Origin of the sequence: Halarcobacter ebronensis, from assembly GCF_013201825.1 — a bacterium.
GTDB classification, from domain to species: domain Bacteria; phylum Campylobacterota; class Campylobacteria; order Campylobacterales; family Arcobacteraceae; genus Halarcobacter; species Halarcobacter ebronensis.
This window is the reverse complement of record NZ_CP053836.1, coordinates 2,689,500-2,708,718: the sequence shown is the minus strand read 5'-3', so window position 1 is coordinate 2,708,718 and position 19,219 is coordinate 2,689,500. Positions and strand designations below refer to the sequence as shown.

General features: G+C 28.3%; 16 protein-coding genes. 11 read left to right on the top strand and 5 right to left on the bottom strand.

The genetic code is table 11. The features are described from left to right. Nucleotides 1–11 precede the first annotated feature (11 nt). Complete coding sequence (locus AEBR_RS13335; protein WP_129087453.1) at nucleotides 12–389, top strand: DUF779 domain-containing protein; 378 nt, start codon at nucleotides 12–14, stop codon at nucleotides 387–389. Between the two features lie 4 nt (nucleotides 390–393). Here the strand turns inward: AEBR_RS13335 and AEBR_RS13330 are convergent, their stop codons facing one another. Beyond that, nucleotides 394–1,404 carry an SAM-dependent methyltransferase gene (locus tag AEBR_RS13330; RefSeq protein ID WP_129087454.1) on the bottom strand — a complete coding sequence of 337 codons (1,011 nt, stop codon included), beginning with the start codon at nucleotides 1,402–1,404 and terminating at the stop codon, nucleotides 394–396. A 753-nt stretch (nucleotides 1,405–2,157) separates the two neighbouring features. Here AEBR_RS13330 and AEBR_RS13325 point away from each other — a divergent pair. The 7 genes from AEBR_RS13325 (at nucleotide 2,158) to AEBR_RS13295 (ending at nucleotide 10,833) form a co-directional block, all read left to right on the top strand. Then, a complete protein-coding gene (locus tag AEBR_RS13325) occupies nucleotides 2,158–3,315 on the top strand; it encodes an OprD family outer membrane porin (RefSeq protein WP_129087455.1) in 1,158 nt (385 codons plus the stop codon). 509 nt (nucleotides 3,316–3,824) lie between these two features. Further along, nucleotides 3,825–4,490, top strand: a complete 666-nt coding sequence (locus AEBR_RS13320; protein ID WP_129087456.1) for a response regulator transcription factor — start codon at nucleotides 3,825–3,827, stop codon at nucleotides 4,488–4,490. Between the two features lie 5 nt (nucleotides 4,491–4,495). After that, a complete protein-coding gene (locus tag AEBR_RS13315; RefSeq protein WP_129087457.1) occupies nucleotides 4,496–6,310 on the top strand; it encodes a sensor histidine kinase in 1,815 nt (604 codons plus the stop codon). Between the two features lie 118 nt (nucleotides 6,311–6,428). Further along, a complete protein-coding gene (locus tag AEBR_RS13310) occupies nucleotides 6,429–7,088 on the top strand; it encodes a thiol:disulfide interchange protein DsbA/DsbL (protein ID WP_129088460.1) in 660 nt (219 codons plus the stop codon). Between the two features lie 11 nt (nucleotides 7,089–7,099). Then, nucleotides 7,100–7,795 carry a protein-disulfide oxidoreductase DsbI gene (dsbI, locus tag AEBR_RS13305; protein ID WP_129088412.1) on the top strand — a complete coding sequence of 232 codons (696 nt, stop codon included), beginning with the start codon at nucleotides 7,100–7,102 and terminating at the stop codon, nucleotides 7,793–7,795. A 50-nt stretch (nucleotides 7,796–7,845) separates the two neighbouring features. Further along, nucleotides 7,846–9,618, top strand: a complete 1,773-nt coding sequence (locus AEBR_RS13300; protein ID WP_129088413.1) for an aryl-sulfate sulfotransferase — start codon at nucleotides 7,846–7,848, stop codon at nucleotides 9,616–9,618. Nucleotides 9,619–9,675: 57 nt separating this feature from the next. Next, the gene (locus tag AEBR_RS13295; RefSeq protein WP_129088414.1) at nucleotides 9,676–10,833 is read left to right on the top strand and encodes an OprD family outer membrane porin; all 1,158 of its coding nucleotides are present in this window, start codon (nucleotides 9,676–9,678) and stop codon (nucleotides 10,831–10,833) included. A 172-nt stretch (nucleotides 10,834–11,005) separates the two neighbouring features. Here the strand turns inward: AEBR_RS13295 and AEBR_RS13290 are convergent, their stop codons facing one another. Then, nucleotides 11,006–11,737: a YiaD family glycine zipper/OmpA-like lipoprotein gene (locus tag AEBR_RS13290; RefSeq protein WP_172658909.1), complete on the bottom strand. Its 732-nt coding sequence runs from the start codon at nucleotides 11,735–11,737 to the stop codon at nucleotides 11,006–11,008. Between the two features lie 139 nt (nucleotides 11,738–11,876). Between AEBR_RS13290 and pyk the strand changes: the two genes are divergently transcribed. Beyond that, nucleotides 11,877–13,328 (top strand): pyruvate kinase, encoded by a 1,452-nt coding sequence (gene pyk / locus AEBR_RS13285; RefSeq protein ID WP_129088415.1) that lies wholly within the window; start codon nucleotides 11,877–11,879, stop codon nucleotides 13,326–13,328. A gap of 8 nt (nucleotides 13,329–13,336) precedes the next feature. Here pyk and AEBR_RS13280 read toward each other — a convergent pair whose 3' ends face one another. Further along, the gene (locus AEBR_RS13280; protein ID WP_129088416.1) at nucleotides 13,337–14,524 is read right to left on the bottom strand and encodes a TolC family protein; all 1,188 of its coding nucleotides are present in this window, start codon (nucleotides 14,522–14,524) and stop codon (nucleotides 13,337–13,339) included. Further along, nucleotides 14,502–15,686 carry an aspartate aminotransferase family protein gene (locus tag AEBR_RS13275; RefSeq protein WP_128983627.1) on the bottom strand — a complete coding sequence of 395 codons (1,185 nt, stop codon included), beginning with the start codon at nucleotides 15,684–15,686 and terminating at the stop codon, nucleotides 14,502–14,504. Before AEBR_RS13275 ends, AEBR_RS13280 begins: the two co-directional genes overlap by 23 nt. 128 nt (nucleotides 15,687–15,814) lie before the next feature. Here AEBR_RS13275 and AEBR_RS13270 point away from each other — a divergent pair, with 128 nt between their 5' ends. Next, a complete protein-coding gene (locus AEBR_RS13270) occupies nucleotides 15,815–16,495 on the top strand; it encodes a response regulator transcription factor (RefSeq protein ID WP_129088417.1) in 681 nt (226 codons plus the stop codon). Next, nucleotides 16,485–17,804, top strand: a complete 1,320-nt coding sequence (locus tag AEBR_RS13265; RefSeq protein WP_228712213.1) for a sensor histidine kinase — start codon at nucleotides 16,485–16,487, stop codon at nucleotides 17,802–17,804. The genes AEBR_RS13270 and AEBR_RS13265 overlap by 11 nt, the downstream gene beginning before the upstream one ends. Here the strand turns inward: AEBR_RS13265 and ccoG are convergent. Beyond that, entirely contained in the window at nucleotides 17,797–19,140 is a 1,344-nt protein-coding gene (ccoG, locus tag AEBR_RS13260) for a cytochrome c oxidase accessory protein CcoG (RefSeq protein WP_129088418.1), read from the bottom strand. The two genes, AEBR_RS13265 and ccoG, sit on opposite strands and share 8 nt — an antisense overlap. Nucleotides 19,141–19,219: the final 79 nt, after the last annotated feature.

Genomic DNA, 19,219 nt, shown 5'->3' with positions numbered 1-19,219 from the left:
AGGATATTAAAATGGATACAAGAAGAGTAGTTGTAACAGCTGAAGCACAAAAAGTTGTTGAGATGTTAAAAAAAGAGCATGGAGATTTAGTCTTTAACCAAAGTGGCGGTTGTTGTGATGGAACAGCACCTATGTGCTATGAGAAAGGCGATTTTTATGTACCTAGTAGAAATGTAAAACTAGGAGAAATCTGTGGTTGTGAATTTTTTATTGATAAAGATCAGTTTGAGTATTTCAGGCACTCTCAAATCATAATTGATGTAAGAGAGGAGAAAGCTGCCTTTGGAAACTCTTTTTCTTTAGAGATTGACCATGGATATCAATTTATAACAAGGTCTAGAATTTTTAGTGATGAAGAGTATAAAGAGCTTCAAAAACTTGAGGCTTAAAATACTATTTTTTTACAAGTAACATCTTAAATCTATCTCCCATTCCTGTAGGTTCAATTAAGGTTTTCACCTTTTGAGCCTCCCTTAAATAGGTTGTATCATCAACATTTTTTTGTAAAATTTCAAGAAGTTCAGTAATTCCAAACTCTATTAAAGCTTCAACTTGAGTTTTAAACAAAACTTTTTCTACTCCAAGAGCTTTAAAACAGTCAATTAAATGAACAAAAAAGACATCATAAGTAATATCTGCTTTTTTATAATACTTTTCTAAATCTAGCCCTTTTTCAAAGATAGGAAATACTTCATGTTTTGAATATATCCTAGTTGAAAAATCATTTCGTGGAACTCTATCTCCATAATCAAAAGTAAGAAAAACAAAATTATCTATATTTTCATAAAGAGTTTTTGCAAACTCTTCATAACCAACGGCGATTTCCCCTTTTTTGATTTTATATTTCTCACAGTGTTTTTTAATTATCTCATCATTACAAGGCTCAAATGTTATTTTGTGATTTTTTACATAAGCTATTTGAAGTTCTTTCTCTTTTGTAAAAACAAGTTCACAAGCAAAAGCATCAAAAATTTCATTTGCTACAATAAAAGCATTTGGTAATTTAACTTCAGAAATATCATTGTAGTGTTTTAATCTTATGGCATCACCAAAAGAGTCTTGCAAATATTTTTTCTGTTGAGTTTGAAGATTTTCAAATCTTTCAACGATTGCAAAATTTAGTGTTTCTAAAAGTGTTGGTTCTAAAGTATAAATAAATTGTATTATGTCTGCCAATAAATAACCATGATGTGCACCAATTTCCAAGATAGTAGTATCTTTTGGTAATTCTTTATTTTTTATTGTATCAACAATCTTTTTGCCAATGGTTCCACCAAAAAATGCTGAGGTTGAAACAGAGGTATAAAAATCTCCCTCTTTACCTATATTTTTATAGTTTGCATAGTAGCCATCATTGCCATAAAGCCAGTTGTTAAAATAAAAACTAAATTTTTCTCTTTTCATAAATGGAGTTTATCCAAATATATCTTTGTAAATCTATATGCATTTTTCTACCTATAAAACTTTAAAATAGATTTATTTTATAAATTAATATTTTAAATTAAGAATAAAATTTTTTTTAGATTTCTTTCTGATATGATTTTATTATAACAGGAAGAAAGGAGTTGAAGATGATGTTAAAAAACGGAGTTTAAGTATTGTTGACAGCAATGGTAATACTCATAGGAACGAGGTTTAAGAGGAGCAATTTTTTAAGACAAAATAATCTCTCTTAATCTATCAAAAAAGTATTTAGTTTTACTTGTCCATTTTGTTAAAAATATAAAGTATTAATAAAATCAATAATTATACAACTACTTAATAATAGACAAAATATTAACTCTAAAACGAGTGTAAAGAGATATAAGAACTCTCAAAATAATAATGGCAAGATGACAAGGAAGTTGATTATGTGACAGTTGTGACAATTTACTGCACATAAATTATTTTAGTATTAATCAATATAACCTTTTAGTAGGCAGTATAGTTATATTAGATTTACATTTTTTTGTATGATTTTAGGTGGAATCGTCGCTGTAAAAAAACTATCTTAAATTGTATTAAAGATTGTAGGGTTTACTAATTAAAGTTAAGTACTTAAATCCTAAAGAGTTTGTATACAAAAAGTATGGTTAGACCAGATTTACAATTTGGAAATAATGTATTTATTATAGGGAGAAGGTTCCCTATTTTATAAAATAGTTAAATGGAAATATAATGAAAACATTAAAATTATCAATTGTTGCAATTATGGCAATGGGAACATGTTCTTTTGCCTCTGAGTCTCTACAAGAGGCCTTAACAAGTGGTACATATGAAGGTGCTTTAAGAGCTTATTATTTTGATAGAGATATTGGACACGGGACATCAAAAGGTAGCATTATAAATCTAGGAATTGATTTAGATTATGAATCAAATTCATTTTATGGATTTAAAGTAGGATTTGGATTTCAAAGTTCAAATGCAGTAAATGCAGATGATGATGGTAAAAAAGCATTATCATGGGATATGTATGGTAATGGGGCAGTATTATCTCAAGCATATTTGAGTTACACATTAAGTAAAACTACATTAAAAGTTGGTAGACAATATATTCATTTACCATTAATGCAAAGTAGTGGTTCAAGACTTATTAGACAATCATATGAAGGTTCAACTTTAATAAGTAATGATATCCCAGACACAACACTATTTGTGGCATATGTAAATAAATATCAAAACAGAACAGATGGTGCTGGAAAAATTGCAGATTTTGCAGATTTAACAGGTGATTATGCTTATACTACAGGTGTTATAAATAAATCTATTCCAAATACAATTTTAACAGTAGCATATGGTGAATTAGATGAGTCATATGATATGAGCTATTTAGAAGCAAATTATAAAAATAAATATAATGATATCTCTTATGGTCTTTCAGCTCAATATAGTGAAACAGATTATGACAATAGTAACACAAAAGATGGAAATTTTTATGGATTAAAAGCTGATTTTGGTATTGGTGGAGTAAATGCATATGTAGCATATGCTGAAGTTAATGATGGCACCGCTCAATGGGGCGTTCTTGGAGGAGGAGGAAAGGTAGTACTTTATACTTCTTCTATAATTGATGCAGGGATATATTCTGAATCTGAACAATATGCAATAGATGTGAATTATACTTTTCAAGATTTAGGTTTAAAAGTTGGAGCAAGATATATTGATATAGATTTTGCAACTAACTATAGTGCAGATTATAAACTTGCATATACTGATTATAAATTCAAAGGTGCTTTAAAAGGTCTTACTGCATCTTTAGTTTATGAAGAGGAAAATCATGACTTGGACGCGAATGATTTTAAAGAATTATGGGCAAAATTAATATATAAATTTTAAAAAAAATAGAAGCTCATATATTATGTTATGGTAAGGTTCTCTCCTATCCTTGCCATAACAAACCCTAAGCTTTCTAGTAAATATAAATAGAATATTAAAAAATTTGTATGCAGGATTAGAAGCGATAAAATCAGTTCTATAAAATAAAAAAGCTACAGAGAGGCAGCTCTGTAGCTAATTGATTTAAATTTATTTTTTTTAATATAGTTAATGTGTTGTTTTATCGTTCAATAAAATATTTACTAGATAAGCCTAAATACTGAAAACAATTATTACACAAGGGTATAATTATTTAAAGATGTATGGATACTAATTCGTGTCGATGGAGAGAACTTTACCATACATCTTTAAAATAGATTTTATAATAGGGTTAAAAATCTATAAGAAATTGTAAAAAAAAATAGTGTGAAAAAAGTGAAATAAAAAACTCTTTAGAAAATAGTATAAATTATTAAAGAGTTTATATATTTTTTTTTGATAAAATCTTTATAGATATGTAGGAGTTTAATATGTTTGAAAATTTAACAGTTTTATATGCTGAAGATGAAGATTTTATTAGGGAAAATGTTGTTGAAGCATTGGAATTTATGCGTATCAATGTAATTGCAGTTAAAGATGGTTATGAAGCATATGTTGAATATCTAAAACAAAAACCTAATATTATAATTACTGATATAGAGATGCCTGGAATGAATGGTTTAGAACTTGCTGAAAAAATTAGAAAAGTCGATAATAAAACACCAATTGTAATTACCACTGCGTACACTAATGTAGAGTATTTTTTAAAAGCTGTAGAATTGCAGTTAATAAAATATCTTTTAAAGCCTATTACATTAATAGACTTAAAAAACACTCTTAATAAATGTATTGAAAATTTAAAAGACACTACATCTATAATATCTTTAAATAGCTGTTCTACTTATGATTTATATAACCATATTTTAATAGTTGAGGGTAAAGAAAAAAAATTGGATGCACATGAGCGACAACTCCTTGAATTATTATTAAAATATAGAAATCACGTAGTATCTTATGAACAAATTGAAAGTACTATTTGGGAAGATGGAATGAGTAATGCAGCCCTTAGATCTTTAGTTAGGAATCTAAGACAAAAATTACCAGAAGATATTATTTCTAATATCTCAAAAATGGGCTATAGAATTGATATAAAATAAACAATATGAGATTTTTATTATTATTTGTTGTACTATTTTTATTTAATTTAAAAGCTATAGATATTTCACCTTCAACTGTTCCTATTTATAAAGAGATTGGTCTTTCTTATAATATAGAGAATCTTAATGAAGCCTTGAATGATCCTTCTAAGTTTCAAGAGATAAAGAGATTTAGGAGAATCTTACATCGTAATAAAGATAATAATTTGTGGATGAAACTAGATTTAGAAAATAATAGTAGTACTCCTCTTGATAGAATATTTCTTTTTAGATGGGAAAGAGCTTCAATAAATTTTTATGTAGTTCATGGTAGTAAAACTATTTTAAAAGAGAATATTAATAATAATAAGTATATTAAAAAATCATCTATATTTACCATTCCAGCTTATGACAAAGTGACAATCTATATTCATGCTGAGACAAAAAAAATTCTTGATCAGTTTAGTTATATGTATATAATTGATAAAAATAGTGTTGATGATTTTATAATATCAAAAGAGAGGTTATATCATAACGGTTTGTTTTTTGGTATTTTATTAACTATGGCAATGTATAGTTTTTTTATGTATTTATCGATGAAAGATAAAGGGTATCTATATTTAGGTCTATATCAGACATGGGTTATTATTGTAACTTCTGATCTCTTTCAATATTTTTTTATTTTATTGAAAGATTATCCTAATTTAGGAAACTTCTTTTTAAAAGAGATGGTGTCTTATAGTATGATGCTCTTTTCAATAATTTTTACAAAAGAGTTTTTAAATACTAAAAGAGATATGCCAAAATTGAATTTATTTTTAAATTTTACAATGGTTTTATTAATACCACTAACTGAGATACATTCTTCTATTGACTACTCATCATTCCTTTATGTTGTTTATGTAATGGCAGGAATTTATGCCTTTACTCACAAAAACTATTCTGCACTTTTTTATACTTTGGGATTTTTAGGATTTACAATATATTTAATTGTATTAAATATCTCAAAGCTTTTAATGTTAGATTTTTATTTTGAATTTTTGTATGCAAAACAGATTTTTACGTGTATAGAATCTTTTGCTTTAACAATGGCTTTATACCTTAAAATACGTTCTATTATAGAGGAAAGAGAACAAGCAAAACAAGAATATATCAAACAAGAGAAAATAATGCTTACACAATCAAAGTTTGCAACAATGGGTGAAATGATAGCTTCTATTGCTCATCAATGGAGGCAACCCTTAAATCATTTAACCATGATACTTGCAAATCTTCAGTTAGCCTTTGAGACTAACAAATTAACAAATAATTATCTAAACAAGAAAGTTAATGAAGCAAATTTACAACTTAAATATATGTCTAATACTATTGAAGATTTTAGTAGTTTTTTCTCAAAAAAAGGTATAGTAGAACGCTTTAAGCTTGAAGACGTTTGTAAATATTCATTAGATTTGATAGATAATCGTTGTAAAAAGTATTCAATAAAAGTTTTTTTAGATATAAACAACTTTGATTATTATGAAAGCTATAAAAATGAACTAATTCAAATCTTGATTATTGTTTTGAATAATGCAATTGATGCTTTGATGCAAAATAGCGTAGAAAATAGACGAATAGATATAATGATTGAACAGAATAAAATTATAATAAGTGACAATGCTGGAGGTATTCCTGAAAATATTTTGCCCTATATCTTTGATCCATATTTTAGTACAAAAGATAAAAAATTTGGCACAGGACTTGGATTATATACTGCTAAAATACTTGCTAACAATCTTCTCAAAGGTAAAATAACCGTTGAAAATGGCCATGATGGTGCCATCTTTATAATTGAAATATAGCTTTATTTCAAAAATTAAAATTAAAATTTAAGAAAAAATTTTTTTTATATCTTTTTTTGATAAATTTATTACTCCTTTTGTTTATACTTTCATCATAATAGAAAAAAAGGAGTAAAAAATGATGTTAAAAAGAAAAGTAGGAGCATTGCTAATAACAGCAGTAGCACTATTAGGAGCGGATTTTCAAGAGGGAGTAAATTATACTAAATTAGATCAACCTCTAAATGTGGAAAAAAACACAATAGTAAAAGTATTTAGTTTTACTTGTCCGTTTTGTTATAAATATGATAAAGCAGTAACAGAACCAGTAATTACACAAGTACTTAAAGATAAACCAGAGGCAAGCTTTGAAGTATGGCATTTGTATTCAAAAGGTAAATATGGACAACAAGGTTCAAACCTAATGGCAGTAGCACGTGCAAGAGATATAAAAGCAGGAATCACAAGTGTGTTTGATAAACATGGATTACTTAAAAAAATGAAATTTACATACTATAAAGCATACCATGATAAAAATCAAAGATGGGATAGTGGTGAAGATGATTTCTATAAAGCAGGATTTGAGATTTTAGGGATTTCAAGTAAAGCAGATTTTGAGAAAGAAGTTGCATCACCAGAAGTACAAGAGTTACTAAAAAGATGGGAGCCTGCATACCCAATTGCAAAAATCCAAGGGATTCCAGCATTTGTAGTAAATGGTAAATATTTACTAAAAACACAAGCTATAAAATCAAGAGATTATATGGTTGAGTTAGTTGAATATCTTCTAAAAAAATAAGGAGATAAAAGATGAATTGTAAAATAACAGATTTTTGGAGAGATTTAAAAACCTCTCCAATAAATACCATTGCAAGATGGCAAGATGCAAGATTTTTGTGGATAGTTATGGCAGCAGCAGCGATGATGCTTCTTTTAACTGCACATAATCTTTTTCAACACTATGTATATATGGCACCTTGTGAACAATGTGTATATATAAGATTTGCATTTTTTTGTATGGTTTTTGGAGGGATTATTGCATCAATTAAACCTTCTCAAATTGTATTAAAAATAGTAGGTTATATCTTAGGTTTTTGGGGAATTATCCAAGGGATTATGTATAGCATTAAACTAAATACAATCCACCATGCAGCACATGGAGATGATCCATTTGGTGTGCAAGGATGTTCAGCAGAGCCAAGTTTTCCATTGGGATTGCCATTAGATAGTTGGTTTCCTGATTGGTTTTTACCAACTGGAGCTTGTGGATTTGATAATCCAATTCCACCAGAAGGTGTAGAGTTTAGTGCTTTACAACAATGGTTAATAGACTTTTATTCAGAGGGGTGGTATTTAATTCCATCTATGCATTTAGTAAATATGGCTCAAGCTTGTCTTTTTGCTTTTATTGTTTGTTTCATTTTACTTGGTGCTATGTGTATCTCTTGGATTATTAGAGATCTTTTTAGAAAAGATAATAATCAAACTATTGAAGATATAAATTAGTTATTTATATTTTGATTATAGAAATAATATTACAAAACAAAGGATAAAAAATGAAAATTTCAAAAATTGTTTCAAGTCTTGTACTTGCAAGTATGGTTGTAAGCGTTTCTCCAACTTTTAGTATGGCTAAAGGAGATTATGGACTGTATTTTGATGCAGAAAAATCTCAAGGGCAATTGGGAGCTATTATCTCAAATCCTTATGAAATGGCTCCGCAAACAGCTATTATTGGGTTAAATGGAAAAGCAATTACAGATGTTAGTGTTTCAATAGAACCTAAAAACGGAGGAGCGGCTCTTTCGTATAAAGTTCCACAACAAGCAATTAGAACACATGATGGGATTCCAGTATTTGGTCTATATGCTGATTACAATAATAAAATTAATGTAACATATAAATATCAAGGTAAAGAGATTAAAGAGACATATAAACTTTATATTAATCCAATTGTTACATTTCCAGGTGAGTATAGAACAAATAACACAACTACATATACTCCAGTTAAATCATCAAAAGAGTTTAAAGATAGATTATATTTTGTAAACAATATATATTATGAATTTCATCCTGACATTAATTGGAGAAGACCTGGTGGAGCAATGCCTTTCTCTTATCCAAGTACAGCAGAGATTATTGACCAAAATGGTGACATTAGATGGCATCTTGATACAACAAAATTATTTCAAAAAGATAGCTGGAATGTAGATAAATTAGGTTTCAGTATGTCTTATAGACAGCTAAAAAATGGAGATATTCTTTTTATGCAAGGTCAAAGATATATGAGATATGACATCATGGGAAGAAAAGTTTATGACAGAAGATTACCAAGAGGATTTTCAGATGGTGCTCATGAAATTGTAGAAGCATCAAACGGTGATGTATTTATTCGTGTTGGTAAACAAAACTATTTAAGACCAGATGGGAAAATTGTACATACTTTAAAAGATCATATTATTGAAATTGATCAAACAGGACAAGTTGTTGATGTATGGGATTTAAATAAAATTCTTGATAATGGTAGAGATGTTTTATTAAAAGCATTAGATCAAAGAGCTGTTTGTATGAGTGTTGATGAAAATGCAAAACATACTGAAATTGATGATAGTGCACCTTGGGGAGATGTACCTGGTGTAGGTGCTGGAAGAAACTGGGCACATACAAACTCTGTATACTATAATGATAGTGATGATAGTATTGTTGTATCTTTAAGACACCAAGGTATGGCAAAAATCACAAGAGATAAAAAAGTTAAATGGATTTTATCTTCTTTTAATGGATGGAAAGGTGAACTTGCTAAAAAAGTATTAATTCCTGTTGATAAAAATGGGAAAAAACTTGAATGTGGACCTAACTCTTGCGAAAATACAGATTTTGACTGGTCATTTACTCAACATACAGCTTATTTAAATCCTGAATTAGGAAAAGGATATTTGACTGTATTTGATAATGGTGAAGGTAGAGGAAATGAACAACCTGCAATGGTAGAAGATAAATACTCAAGAGCAGTTGCATATAAAATTGATGAAAATAATATGACTGTTAAACAACTTTGGGAATATGGAAAAGATAGAGGATTTGATTGGTTCTCTATTGTAACTGGAAATGTTAATTATGATAAAGAAAAAGATTCATTTCATGTTGCAAGTCTTAATACATATTTGATGAAATTCAACAAAGCAAATGGTGGTTTTATTGATGAAATTAAATTAGATAAAAATGGTAAACCATATTTAGCTAATGAGATTAAAGTTAATTACTCAAGCGCAAAAGAGTTTGGATATAGAACAGGAATTGTTAAACCAGATTTATTATTTGGAAAATAACCAACTTAAAATAGGGAATTAATCCCTATTTTAGAAAAATAATTAAATGGATACATTATGAAAACATTAAAATTATCATTAATTGCAATAGTTGCACTGGGAACTGTAAGTTTTGCATCAGATACTTTGCAAGAGGCTTTAACAACTGGTAAATATGATGGAGCATTAAATGCTTATTATTTTGATAGAGATATAGGGCATGGCACAAAAAAAGGTAGCATTTTAAATTTAGGGATTGATTTAAATTATGAATCAAATTTCTTTTATGGATTTAAACTAGGATTTGGATTTCAAAGTTCTAATGCAGTAAATGCAGATGATGAAGCAAAAAATGCATTTTCTAGTGATATGTATGGTAATGGGGCAGTTTTATCACAAGCATATTTGAGTTATACCTTAAGTAAAACTACATTAAAAGTTGGTAGACAATACATAGCCTTGCCCTTAATGAAAAGTAGTAGTTCAAGACTTATTAAACAATCTTTTGAAGGTTCAACATTAATAAGTAAAGATGTGCCAGATACAACACTTTTTATGGCATATATTGATAAGTTCCAAAACAGAACAGATGGTTTTGGAGATATAGCTGAGTTTAAAGATTTAAAGGGTGATTATGCCTATACTACAGGTATTATAAATCAATCAATTCCAAATACAACATTAACCTTTGCTTACGGTGAAGCTGATTTATCACATGACATGTATTATTTAGAGGCAAATTATAAAAATAAGTATGATGATATTACTTATAATTTAGCAGTTCAATATGGTGACACAGATTACAAAGATAGTGCTACAAAAGATGCGGACTTTTATGGTTTAAAAGCTGGAATTGGTCTAGGTGGACTAAATGCATATGTTGCATATGCAGAAGTTAGAGATGGAACTGCACAATGGGGTGTAGTTGGTGGCGGATCAAGACCAACAATCTTTACTACAGCAATAATCGAATCAGGGACATATTCTGAATCAGATCACTATGCAGTTGATTTAAATTATACTTTTCAAAATGTAGGTTTAAAAATTGGTGCAAGATATATTGATATTGATTATGCAACAAATTATGATGCAAACTTTAAAATCGCATATGCAGATTATAAATTTAATGGTGCATTAAAAGGTCTTAAAGCTTCTTTAGTTTATGAAGAGAGAGATCATGATTTAGATGCAAGTGATTTTAAAGAATTATGGGCAAAATTAGTATATAAATTTTAAAAAATAAAAACTTATGTACTCTGTTATGGTAAGGTTCTCTCCTAGCCTTACCGTATCAGATATAATCTTATTTATCGATTGTAATATATTTTCTATAATATAAAAAGAGATAAAAAAGCTACAGTGGGCAATTCTATAGCTAATCAACTTAAATTTATTTCCTAAAACTTTTTTATTGATTACTGCAAGTATCAATTACTGATTCAGTATTTGGATATAAATATATCTCCACTCTTCTATTTAATGCCATATCCTCTTTTGTTTTATTTGGAACTATTGGTTTGTTGTAAGAACACCCTTTTGAATATATTTGATTTTGGATGCCATTGTTATAAAAAATATCTCCAACACTTTTTGCTCTTTGTTCTGATAGTTTTTGGTTATATTCATAAGTTCCTCTACTATCTGTAAAACCTACAACTTGAACTATTGTATCTGGATATTTTGTTAATACATTAGAGATTTTTTCAATTTTTCTTGCAGCTTCTTGGGTAGGGATTGAAGAGTTTGTATCAAATACCATTTTATCTCTTAGCATGATTTTTACGTACTTTTGGGTATTTGAAATAACTATATCATTATCTGGATTTACCACTGCTTGAGGAGTATTATCAACTTTTTCATCAAGTTCTTTTGCTATTTGCCCAGCTTGTTCATCCATAGAGTAACCAATAGTTCCACCAAGTGCACCACCAACTACGCCACCTATTACAGCTCCTTTTGCGTGATTTCCCCCACTTGCTACTGCTCCAATAAGTGCTCCTAAAAAGGCTCCTATTCCCACACCTTTTTGAGTATTTTCATAGTTATTATATCGTTCAGGATCTTTTTGTGCGCATCCTGTAAATAGAATTGTTGAAGTTAATAAAACTACTGTAGCTTTTTTCATTGTATTTTTTTTCATAAAAAAACTCCTTTAATATTTGCAATTATACAACTGTAATATTAACGAATTGTGTAATTTTATTAAACACCACTGTAACTTTATTGTGGAATATTTTTAGGTATAATAAAAACCATTAAGCAAATAAGGAGAGAAGCCCATGAATAAAAAAACAAAAATAATAGCGACTTTAGGGCCAGCAAGTAATAGTATAGAGATGATAGAAGGGCTTATAAAAGCAGGAGCAAATGTATTTCGACTAAATTTTTCCCATGGAACACATGAATATCATAGTGAAACATTAAAAAATATTAGAATCGCAATGGATAGTTTAAATGCAACAATCTCTGTTTTACAAGATATTTCAGGTCCAAAAGTTAGAATTGGAGACTTAAAAGAGGAGTTTGAACTTTTTAGAGGTGATGAAATAACTTTTGTAAAAGAGGAAATAGTAGGACACAAAGTAGCAGATAAAAAATATATAGTATCTACAAATTACCCAGAACTATTAGATAAAGTAAAAGTTGATGAATATATCTATTTATACGATGGAACAATTAGAGCAAAAGTTATTGAAGTGGGTAAAGAGATTAAAGCACTTGTTGAAAATCAAGGAATTTTGAGTTCAAAAAAAGGTATAAATTTTCCAAATACAGTAATTGATATTGATGTAATAACTCAAAAAGACAAAGATGATATTGCTTGGGGAGTTAAAAATAAAGTTGATTATTTTGCAATCTCATTTGTTCAAAATGCAAAAGATATGCAAAATGCAAGAAAACTATTAGGAAACTATAAAGGGAAACTAATAGCAAAAATTGAAAAATTTGATGCTGTTGAGAATATTGATGAGATAATTGAAGCTAGTGATGGACTTATGGTTGCAAGGGGAGATTTAGGAATTGAAGTGCCATATTATGAGGTTCCTACTATTCAAAAAAGACTTATTAGAAAAGCAAATGAGGCTTGTATCCCTGTAATTACTGCAACTCAAATGCTTCTATCTATGACTCACAATGAAAGAGCAACAAGAGCAGAAATTTCAGACGTTGCAAATGCTGTTTTAGATGGTACTGATGCTGTTATGTTAAGTGAAGAGAGTGCTGTTGGTATTGATCCAGTTAATACAGTAAAAACTATGGCAAACATTATTGCAAAAACTGAAGAGATTTATCCTTTTGATAAACATGAAAAACTATCTTATCATGATCAGTTTGATGTTATTCAAGCAACTGCAACAAAACTTGCAGATGATATTGGTGCAAAAGGGATTATTGCCCTTACAAGTTCAGGATTATCTGGTATGAAAATATCAAGATATAGACCAAAAACAAATATCTTTGTATTTACTCACAAAAGAAGAGTTTTAAATCCAATGTGCGCACTTTGGGGAGTTGTTCCTGTTGCAAAAATAAAAGAAGCAGGAGCTTCAAGAATGATTCAAGTGATGTTAAAACATCTAGAAATTAGAGGGTATTTAGATAAAGAAGCAACATATATTGCAACTTTTGGATATCCAGTTGGTCAACCAGGAAGTACAAATACAATTAAAATATTAACTCCTTCAGAGATGGAGTATTATCTTAATCTATCGGAAACTAAGAAGAAGTAAAACTCTTCTTAGCTGATTTTTGAATAGAGTTCTAAAAGCTCTATTTGTTTTTCTAATTCATAGATTTTTAATTCAATAGATTTTATTTTTTGAGAGTTTTGTAAAATATCAACATCACTTTGTGTTTTTAGTTCTGCATTTTTTTCTTCAACTATGACTTGCAATAAAGAGTCATATAGTTTATAGTCATCTTGAGCAATTTTCTTTTTGTTTTCCAACATTTTAAGTTTAGAGAGTTTTGTTTTATAGTAGTTTTTCTCTTCAAGTTCTGAATTTTTTAGATTTAATTTTGAACTTAAATAGTTAATCTTTTCAACTTCAATATCATTTAAAGCCCTTATATCAAAAGGCATAGATACAGATAATCCATAACTATAGATATTTTCATTTGAAAGTTTCTCTTTTTTGTCTTGGTGATATTGGGTATGGTTTGCCTCAAAACTAACTGTTGGTAGATATTTTGCAACAGTCATATCACTAAAATAGTCATTTTTAGTAACATTTGCTTTTGCTTTTGATAACTCAAGGTTCCTTTTTAAAAAACTTTGTTCATCAACTAGGTTTAAAAATGGTAATTCAAAGCTTGTATATTCACCACTTGCAATATTTTCAAAATTGTTTACAAGTTCATCTTTTTCATAATATAAATCTGCAAGATTGTTTTTTATAACGTTTGCATCCAAAATAGCATTATCTAAAGTTGAAGTATCTATAAAACCATTTAATACTTGTTCTTTTTTTGTAAAAACATCAATTTGGGCATTTTTTAACAAAAGTTCATTTTTTTTGATATTCAAATCCAAAATGTGAAGATTAAAAAGCATTGTTGTTGCCTCTTTTATCAACTCTTTTCTTTGCTGTTCAATATCGTATTTTGTATAATCAAATGTTGCATTTGCATATTTTATAGCACTGTAAATCCCACCACTTTTAAAAATTGGCTGGCTTATATTAATGGCACTTTTTAGTGTGTCATTTGTATCTGATTTACTCTTTTCATATGAAAAAGTAATAGGGTTAATCCAATCTTTTCTTAACTTACTACTACTCTCTTCATTTTGTTTTTTACTATAATCAAATAGTTTTAGCCTATCATCTGAGAGAATCTTTTCATCAACTTTGTTCTCTTGTGAAAAAAGAAATAAAGGGCAAAAGATAGTAAAAAATACTATCTTAGCTGATTTTTGAAAGTGCATTATTTAATCTCTTGAATCCCTCATCAATCTCCTCTTTTGAGATTGTTAAAGGGGGAAGTAATCTTAGGGTATTTCTTCCAGCTTTTAAAACTAAAACACCCTCTTCAAATGCTTTTTTTATTACCTCTTTTAGGTGATCTGCATCTTTTACTCTAAGTCCTCTCATAAGACCAAGACCAACTTGCTCTGTAAAGATATTTTGATTTTTTTCAAAAGTCTCTTTTAATTTTTCACCAAAATAGATAATTGCCTCATCTAATTTTCCTGAATCTTTATAAGCTTCTAGAAGTTCTAAAACTTTGTTTGCACTTGCTGTACAGAGGTAATTTCCTCCAAAAGTTGAACCATGGTCTCCTGCTTCAAAAATATCTTTATGGGTAGTAATAACTGCCCCAATTGGAACACCACCACCTAGACCTTTTGCCATTGTTATAACATCTGGTTCTATCTCATAAAGATTTGAAGCTAAAAACTCACCTGTTCTATAAGCTCCCGTTTGAACTTCATCAATTATTAAAAGAATATCTCTCTCTTTTAAAAATTTTGCTAACTCCTGAACTGCCTCTTTTTTAAAAGGTTGAACTCCACCTTCTCCTTGAACAAGTTCAATCATAACTGCAACTGTTTCGTCATCAATTGAGTTGTAAATATCATCAATTGCTGAGTTATAAGAGAATCCTTCTGGATATGGAGCAAAGTTTGGACTGTGAAAAGAGCTTTGACCCGTTGCTTTAACTGTTGTTATTGTTCTTCCATGAAAAGAGTGCTCTAAAGTTATAACTTTATATCTTTTCCCATCATATTTAGTTTTTCCATATTTTCTTGCAATTTTAATTGCACCCTCATTTGCTTCCGCTCCTGAGTTTGCAAAAAATGTTCTAACATCCATATTAGAGAGTTTTGCTATCTTTTCACCAAGTTTTGCTTGTGGTTCTATTGCATAAAGATTTGAAATGTGCATGATATTTTGAGCTTGTTTGCAAATAGCTTCCGCAACCTCTTTATTACCATGTCCAACAGATACAACTCCAATCCCTGAAGTGAAATCTATATAATCTCTATCTTTATCATCAAAAAGTGTTGCATTTATACCTTTTTTAAAGTTTACATAATTTCTTGCATATGTGTGTAAAACGAACTTTTTGTCTAATTCTTCAATCATTTCATTTCCTAAATTTAAGTGCTAAGATTATATCTAATTTTCTTAAACACTTTATTAATAGATAATCAAAAAAAACAGCAAAAATTAGTTAGTTTTAAAGTGTAAAACTATATAGGCTATAATGTTATATGGAAAAGATGATTAATGAAGATATTAAAGTGCTTATAGTTGAAGATGATGAGATTGCAAGGGAAAATGCAGTTGAATATCTTCAAGACTATTTCTCAAATATTTTTGAGGCTTCAAATGCATTGGATGCTTTAAAAATTTATGAAACAAAAAAACCTGATATTATAATCAGTGATATACAAATGCCAAGATTAAATGGTTTGGAGTTTATTAAAAGGGTTCGTCAAAAAGATAAAAAAGTACAGATTATAGTCTTGACAGCCTTTTGTGACAAAGAGTATCTTTTAAAAGCAATAGAACTGCAACTTGTGAAATATCTAATAAAACCAATAAATGAATATGAGTTTGATATGGCAATTAAAAACTCAATTGAAGCCCTTAAAAATGATGAAACAAATATTATTAAACTTCAAGATGGATTGGTTTTTGATATGTTTAATTTGGTTTTGTTAAAAGATGGTGAGCTTATAAAACTAAGAATAAAAGAGGTTGATTTTATAAAACTTCTGTTAAAAAATAGAGGTAGATATGTTACATATCAAGAGATTGAAAATTTTGTTTGGGATGAACAAGTTATGACAAAAGATGCTTTGAAAACTTTAGTGAAAAACCTTAAGAAAAAGGTATCAAAGGATTTTATTTTGAACCTCTCTGGAATAGGGTATAAACTTGCATTTTAGTTATAATATTCTTTTTTATGGAATGACTTTTGGAATAGTTTTGATGACTATTGTTTACACTTTTATTAGATATGCCTACTCTAAAGAGATATTTTATATTAGTTATTGTTTTATGCAAATTTTTTCACTTCTTTATATTGTTCAATATAGTGGCTTTTGGGATATTAGTCTTCCTTTTAGAGATCTTTTTTTGATTTGTGCCAGTTTAAGTGCCTTTGTTTTTGCAATAAACTTTTTTCAAGGTAAATTTGTACCTATTATGAAAAATTACAAAGAATTGGTTTTTAATACTCTGTTATTAAATATAGTTATTTTAAGTTCATTTTATCACTATATGCTTTTTGAATATCTTCCTTATACTATTATTTATGGAATACTTTTTACCTCTATTATTTTTAATTTAAAGAGTAGTTTTAAACCAACTTTAGTCTATGTTTTAGGCTGGTCAATATTATGTTTACTCCTTTTTATTTTTGATTTTAAATCTTATTATGAACAAAAAAGTTTTATGGATTTGGTTTTACTTGCTTTTGCAATAGAGGCTATTTTGTTTACAGTTTCTGTTTCATATAAATATGATACTTTAAAGCAAGAGAAAAAAGAGTTTGAAAATATGCTTTTTCAGCAATCAAAACTTGCAAAATCAGGGGAAATGATTGCTAATATTACCCATCAATTTAGACAACCATTAAACAATCTTTCATATATCTTGATAAATTTAAAAAAGAGATTTTTAAAAGAGGGGTTAGATAAAGAGTATTTTGAAAAAAAGATTTCACAAGCAAATAACCAAATTGAGTTTTTATCAAAAACTATAAATGATTTCAAAGAGTTTTATTCCCCTTCTAAAAAAAGAGAGATTTTCTCCGTAAAGGAGGCAATCTTAAATGTTCAAACAATTTTACAAGCAGATTTAAAAAAGTACAATATTAGCCTTGATGTATCTTATAAGACAGATGAAAATATAAAAGTTTTTGGAATAAAAAATGAATTATCTCAAGTATTTTTGGCAATTTTATCAAATAGTAAAGATGCTCTTAAAAATGTAGAAGAGCCAAAAATAGAGATAGAAGTAAACTCTTCAAGTGCAGAGGTGACTATTTTAATATCAAATAATGGACCTAAAATAGAAGAAAATAATCTATCAAAACTTTTTAAACCTTATTTTTCAACAAAAGAGGAAGGCACTGGTTTGGGACTTTTTTTATGTAAGCAGATTATAGAAGAGAGTTTTAATGGAAAAATTGAAGTTTTTAACAACAAAAAGAGAGTTGTTTTCTCTCTTCTTATTGAAAAAGCAGTTATTTAAAAAGGCTCTCTCTTGGATAGATAAAAGATAGATCCCAAGTCTGTTTTTTATCTCTGTTTTCATTTGCAAAAATATCTACTTTTAGATTTAAAGCAGTATCTTTTGTATCAGATAAAAAGAGTCTTTTTTTGCTTTTTACCACAACTACTTTTTTTACTCTCTGATTTGGTTTTAATATAAAAGATTCAAATCTTTTAATCTCGAAATCTTTTTTATTTTCCAACTGCATATTTATCAAAAGCTCTTTGTCTTGGCTATTTGAAAAAGTAAAAAGATAGTTGTTTGAAACGGTTTTATCTTCTGCAATTTTATAAAGCTGTGTTGTTTTATTTATATTTACAATAAAATCCTTTTTTTCAACAAGCATTGCTGTTGCAAAAAAAACACAGACCAATAGACTTGCCATATAAGCTAGATTTCGTTTTGAGAATAGTTTTGTTTTAACTTTTTTTATAACACTATTTGTGCTTCCCCAAACAATAAGAGAACTCTTCCCAAGTTTTCCCATAACAGTGCTACAAGCATCAGAACACTCCAAACAGTTTATACACTCAACTTGCAAACCTTTTCTAATATCTATATGTGTAGGACAAACTTTTACGCAGGCTTCACAAGTGGTACACTCTTGATTTGAACTCCACTGTTTTACATCAAAAATAGATTTTTGATTGTTTTTATAAACCTCTCCACCTCTATTTGTATTATAAACAACTTGCACAGTATTATCATCATATAAAACTGATTGAATTCTTGAATAAGGACAAGTATATGTACAGAAATCCTCTTTCCAAAAAACAATATCATAAAAAAGAAAACCAGCAATAGTTATTACAAATAAAATCATAAAACTATGCTCTTTTGGACTTAAAATATAAGTAAAAAAATCTTCAGGAGGAATAAAATACCACATAAAATTAGAAGCAGCAATTAAACATAAAAAAGCCCAAATAATTAGTGCAATATATTTTTTGAATTGATTTGATTTTTTGCTGTAATCAATATCCTTTTGTTTGTTTTTCAATCTTCTTAAACCTAAAAGTTTTGTCTCAATTAAATCTCTAAATACAACTCTGAAAATTGTTTGTGGACATGCCCAACCACACCAAACTCTACCAAAAATTGTAGTAATGGCAAAGATACCAATAAACAAGATTATTAACAAAAATGGCATAATAAAAAGCTCATTAACGTCAAAAACAAATCCCAAAAAATGAAATTTAGAATATTCAAATGATAACATTAGCATATGTTTTCCATCTACTGTTATGTATGGCAAAATTAAAATAAACAGGGTGAAAATCCCATAAGTCAAATATCGTTTTTTTGTATAGCTCATATAAACTCCTTTAATTGATGAAAATATATTTTTAAAAAGTGTCATAAAAGTGTCACACTTAAAAAATTTATTAATTTTT

Excerpts from the sequence above, each read along its gene's own strand:
- AEBR_RS13315 (WP_129087457.1), top strand. The coding sequence starts at position 4,496 with ATGAGATTTTTATTATTATTTGTTGTACTATTTTTATTTAATTTAAAA.
- AEBR_RS13325 (WP_129087455.1), top strand. The coding sequence starts at position 2,158 with ATGAAAACATTAAAATTATCAATTGTTGCAATTATGGCAATGGGAACA.
- AEBR_RS13300 (WP_129088413.1), top strand. The coding sequence starts at position 7,846 with ATGAAAATTTCAAAAATTGTTTCAAGTCTTGTACTTGCAAGTATGGTT.
- AEBR_RS13270 (WP_129088417.1), top strand. The coding sequence starts at position 15,815 with ATGGAAAAGATGATTAATGAAGATATTAAAGTGCTTATAGTTGAAGAT.
- AEBR_RS13320 (WP_129087456.1), top strand. The coding sequence starts at position 3,825 with ATGTTTGAAAATTTAACAGTTTTATATGCTGAAGATGAAGATTTTATT.
- AEBR_RS13280 (WP_129088416.1), bottom strand. The coding sequence starts at position 14,524 with ATGCACTTTCAAAAATCAGCTAAGATAGTATTTTTTACTATCTTTTGC.
- AEBR_RS13330 (WP_129087454.1), bottom strand. The coding sequence starts at position 1,404 with ATGAAAAGAGAAAAATTTAGTTTTTATTTTAACAACTGGCTTTATGGC.
- AEBR_RS13310 (WP_129088460.1), top strand. The coding sequence starts at position 6,429 with ATGATGTTAAAAAGAAAAGTAGGAGCATTGCTAATAACAGCAGTAGCA.
- AEBR_RS13335 (WP_129087453.1), top strand. The coding sequence starts at position 12 with ATGGATACAAGAAGAGTAGTTGTAACAGCTGAAGCACAAAAAGTTGTT.
- AEBR_RS13275 (WP_128983627.1), bottom strand. The coding sequence starts at position 15,686 with ATGATTGAAGAATTAGACAAAAAGTTCGTTTTACACACATATGCAAGA.
- dsbI (WP_129088412.1), top strand. The coding sequence starts at position 7,100 with ATGAATTGTAAAATAACAGATTTTTGGAGAGATTTAAAAACCTCTCCA.
- ccoG (WP_129088418.1), bottom strand. The coding sequence starts at position 19,140 with ATGAGCTATACAAAAAAACGATATTTGACTTATGGGATTTTCACCCTG.
- AEBR_RS13295 (WP_129088414.1), top strand. The coding sequence starts at position 9,676 with ATGAAAACATTAAAATTATCATTAATTGCAATAGTTGCACTGGGAACT.
- pyk (WP_129088415.1), top strand. The coding sequence starts at position 11,877 with ATGAATAAAAAAACAAAAATAATAGCGACTTTAGGGCCAGCAAGTAAT.
- AEBR_RS13290 (WP_172658909.1), bottom strand. The coding sequence starts at position 11,737 with ATGAAAAAAAATACAATGAAAAAAGCTACAGTAGTTTTATTAACTTCA.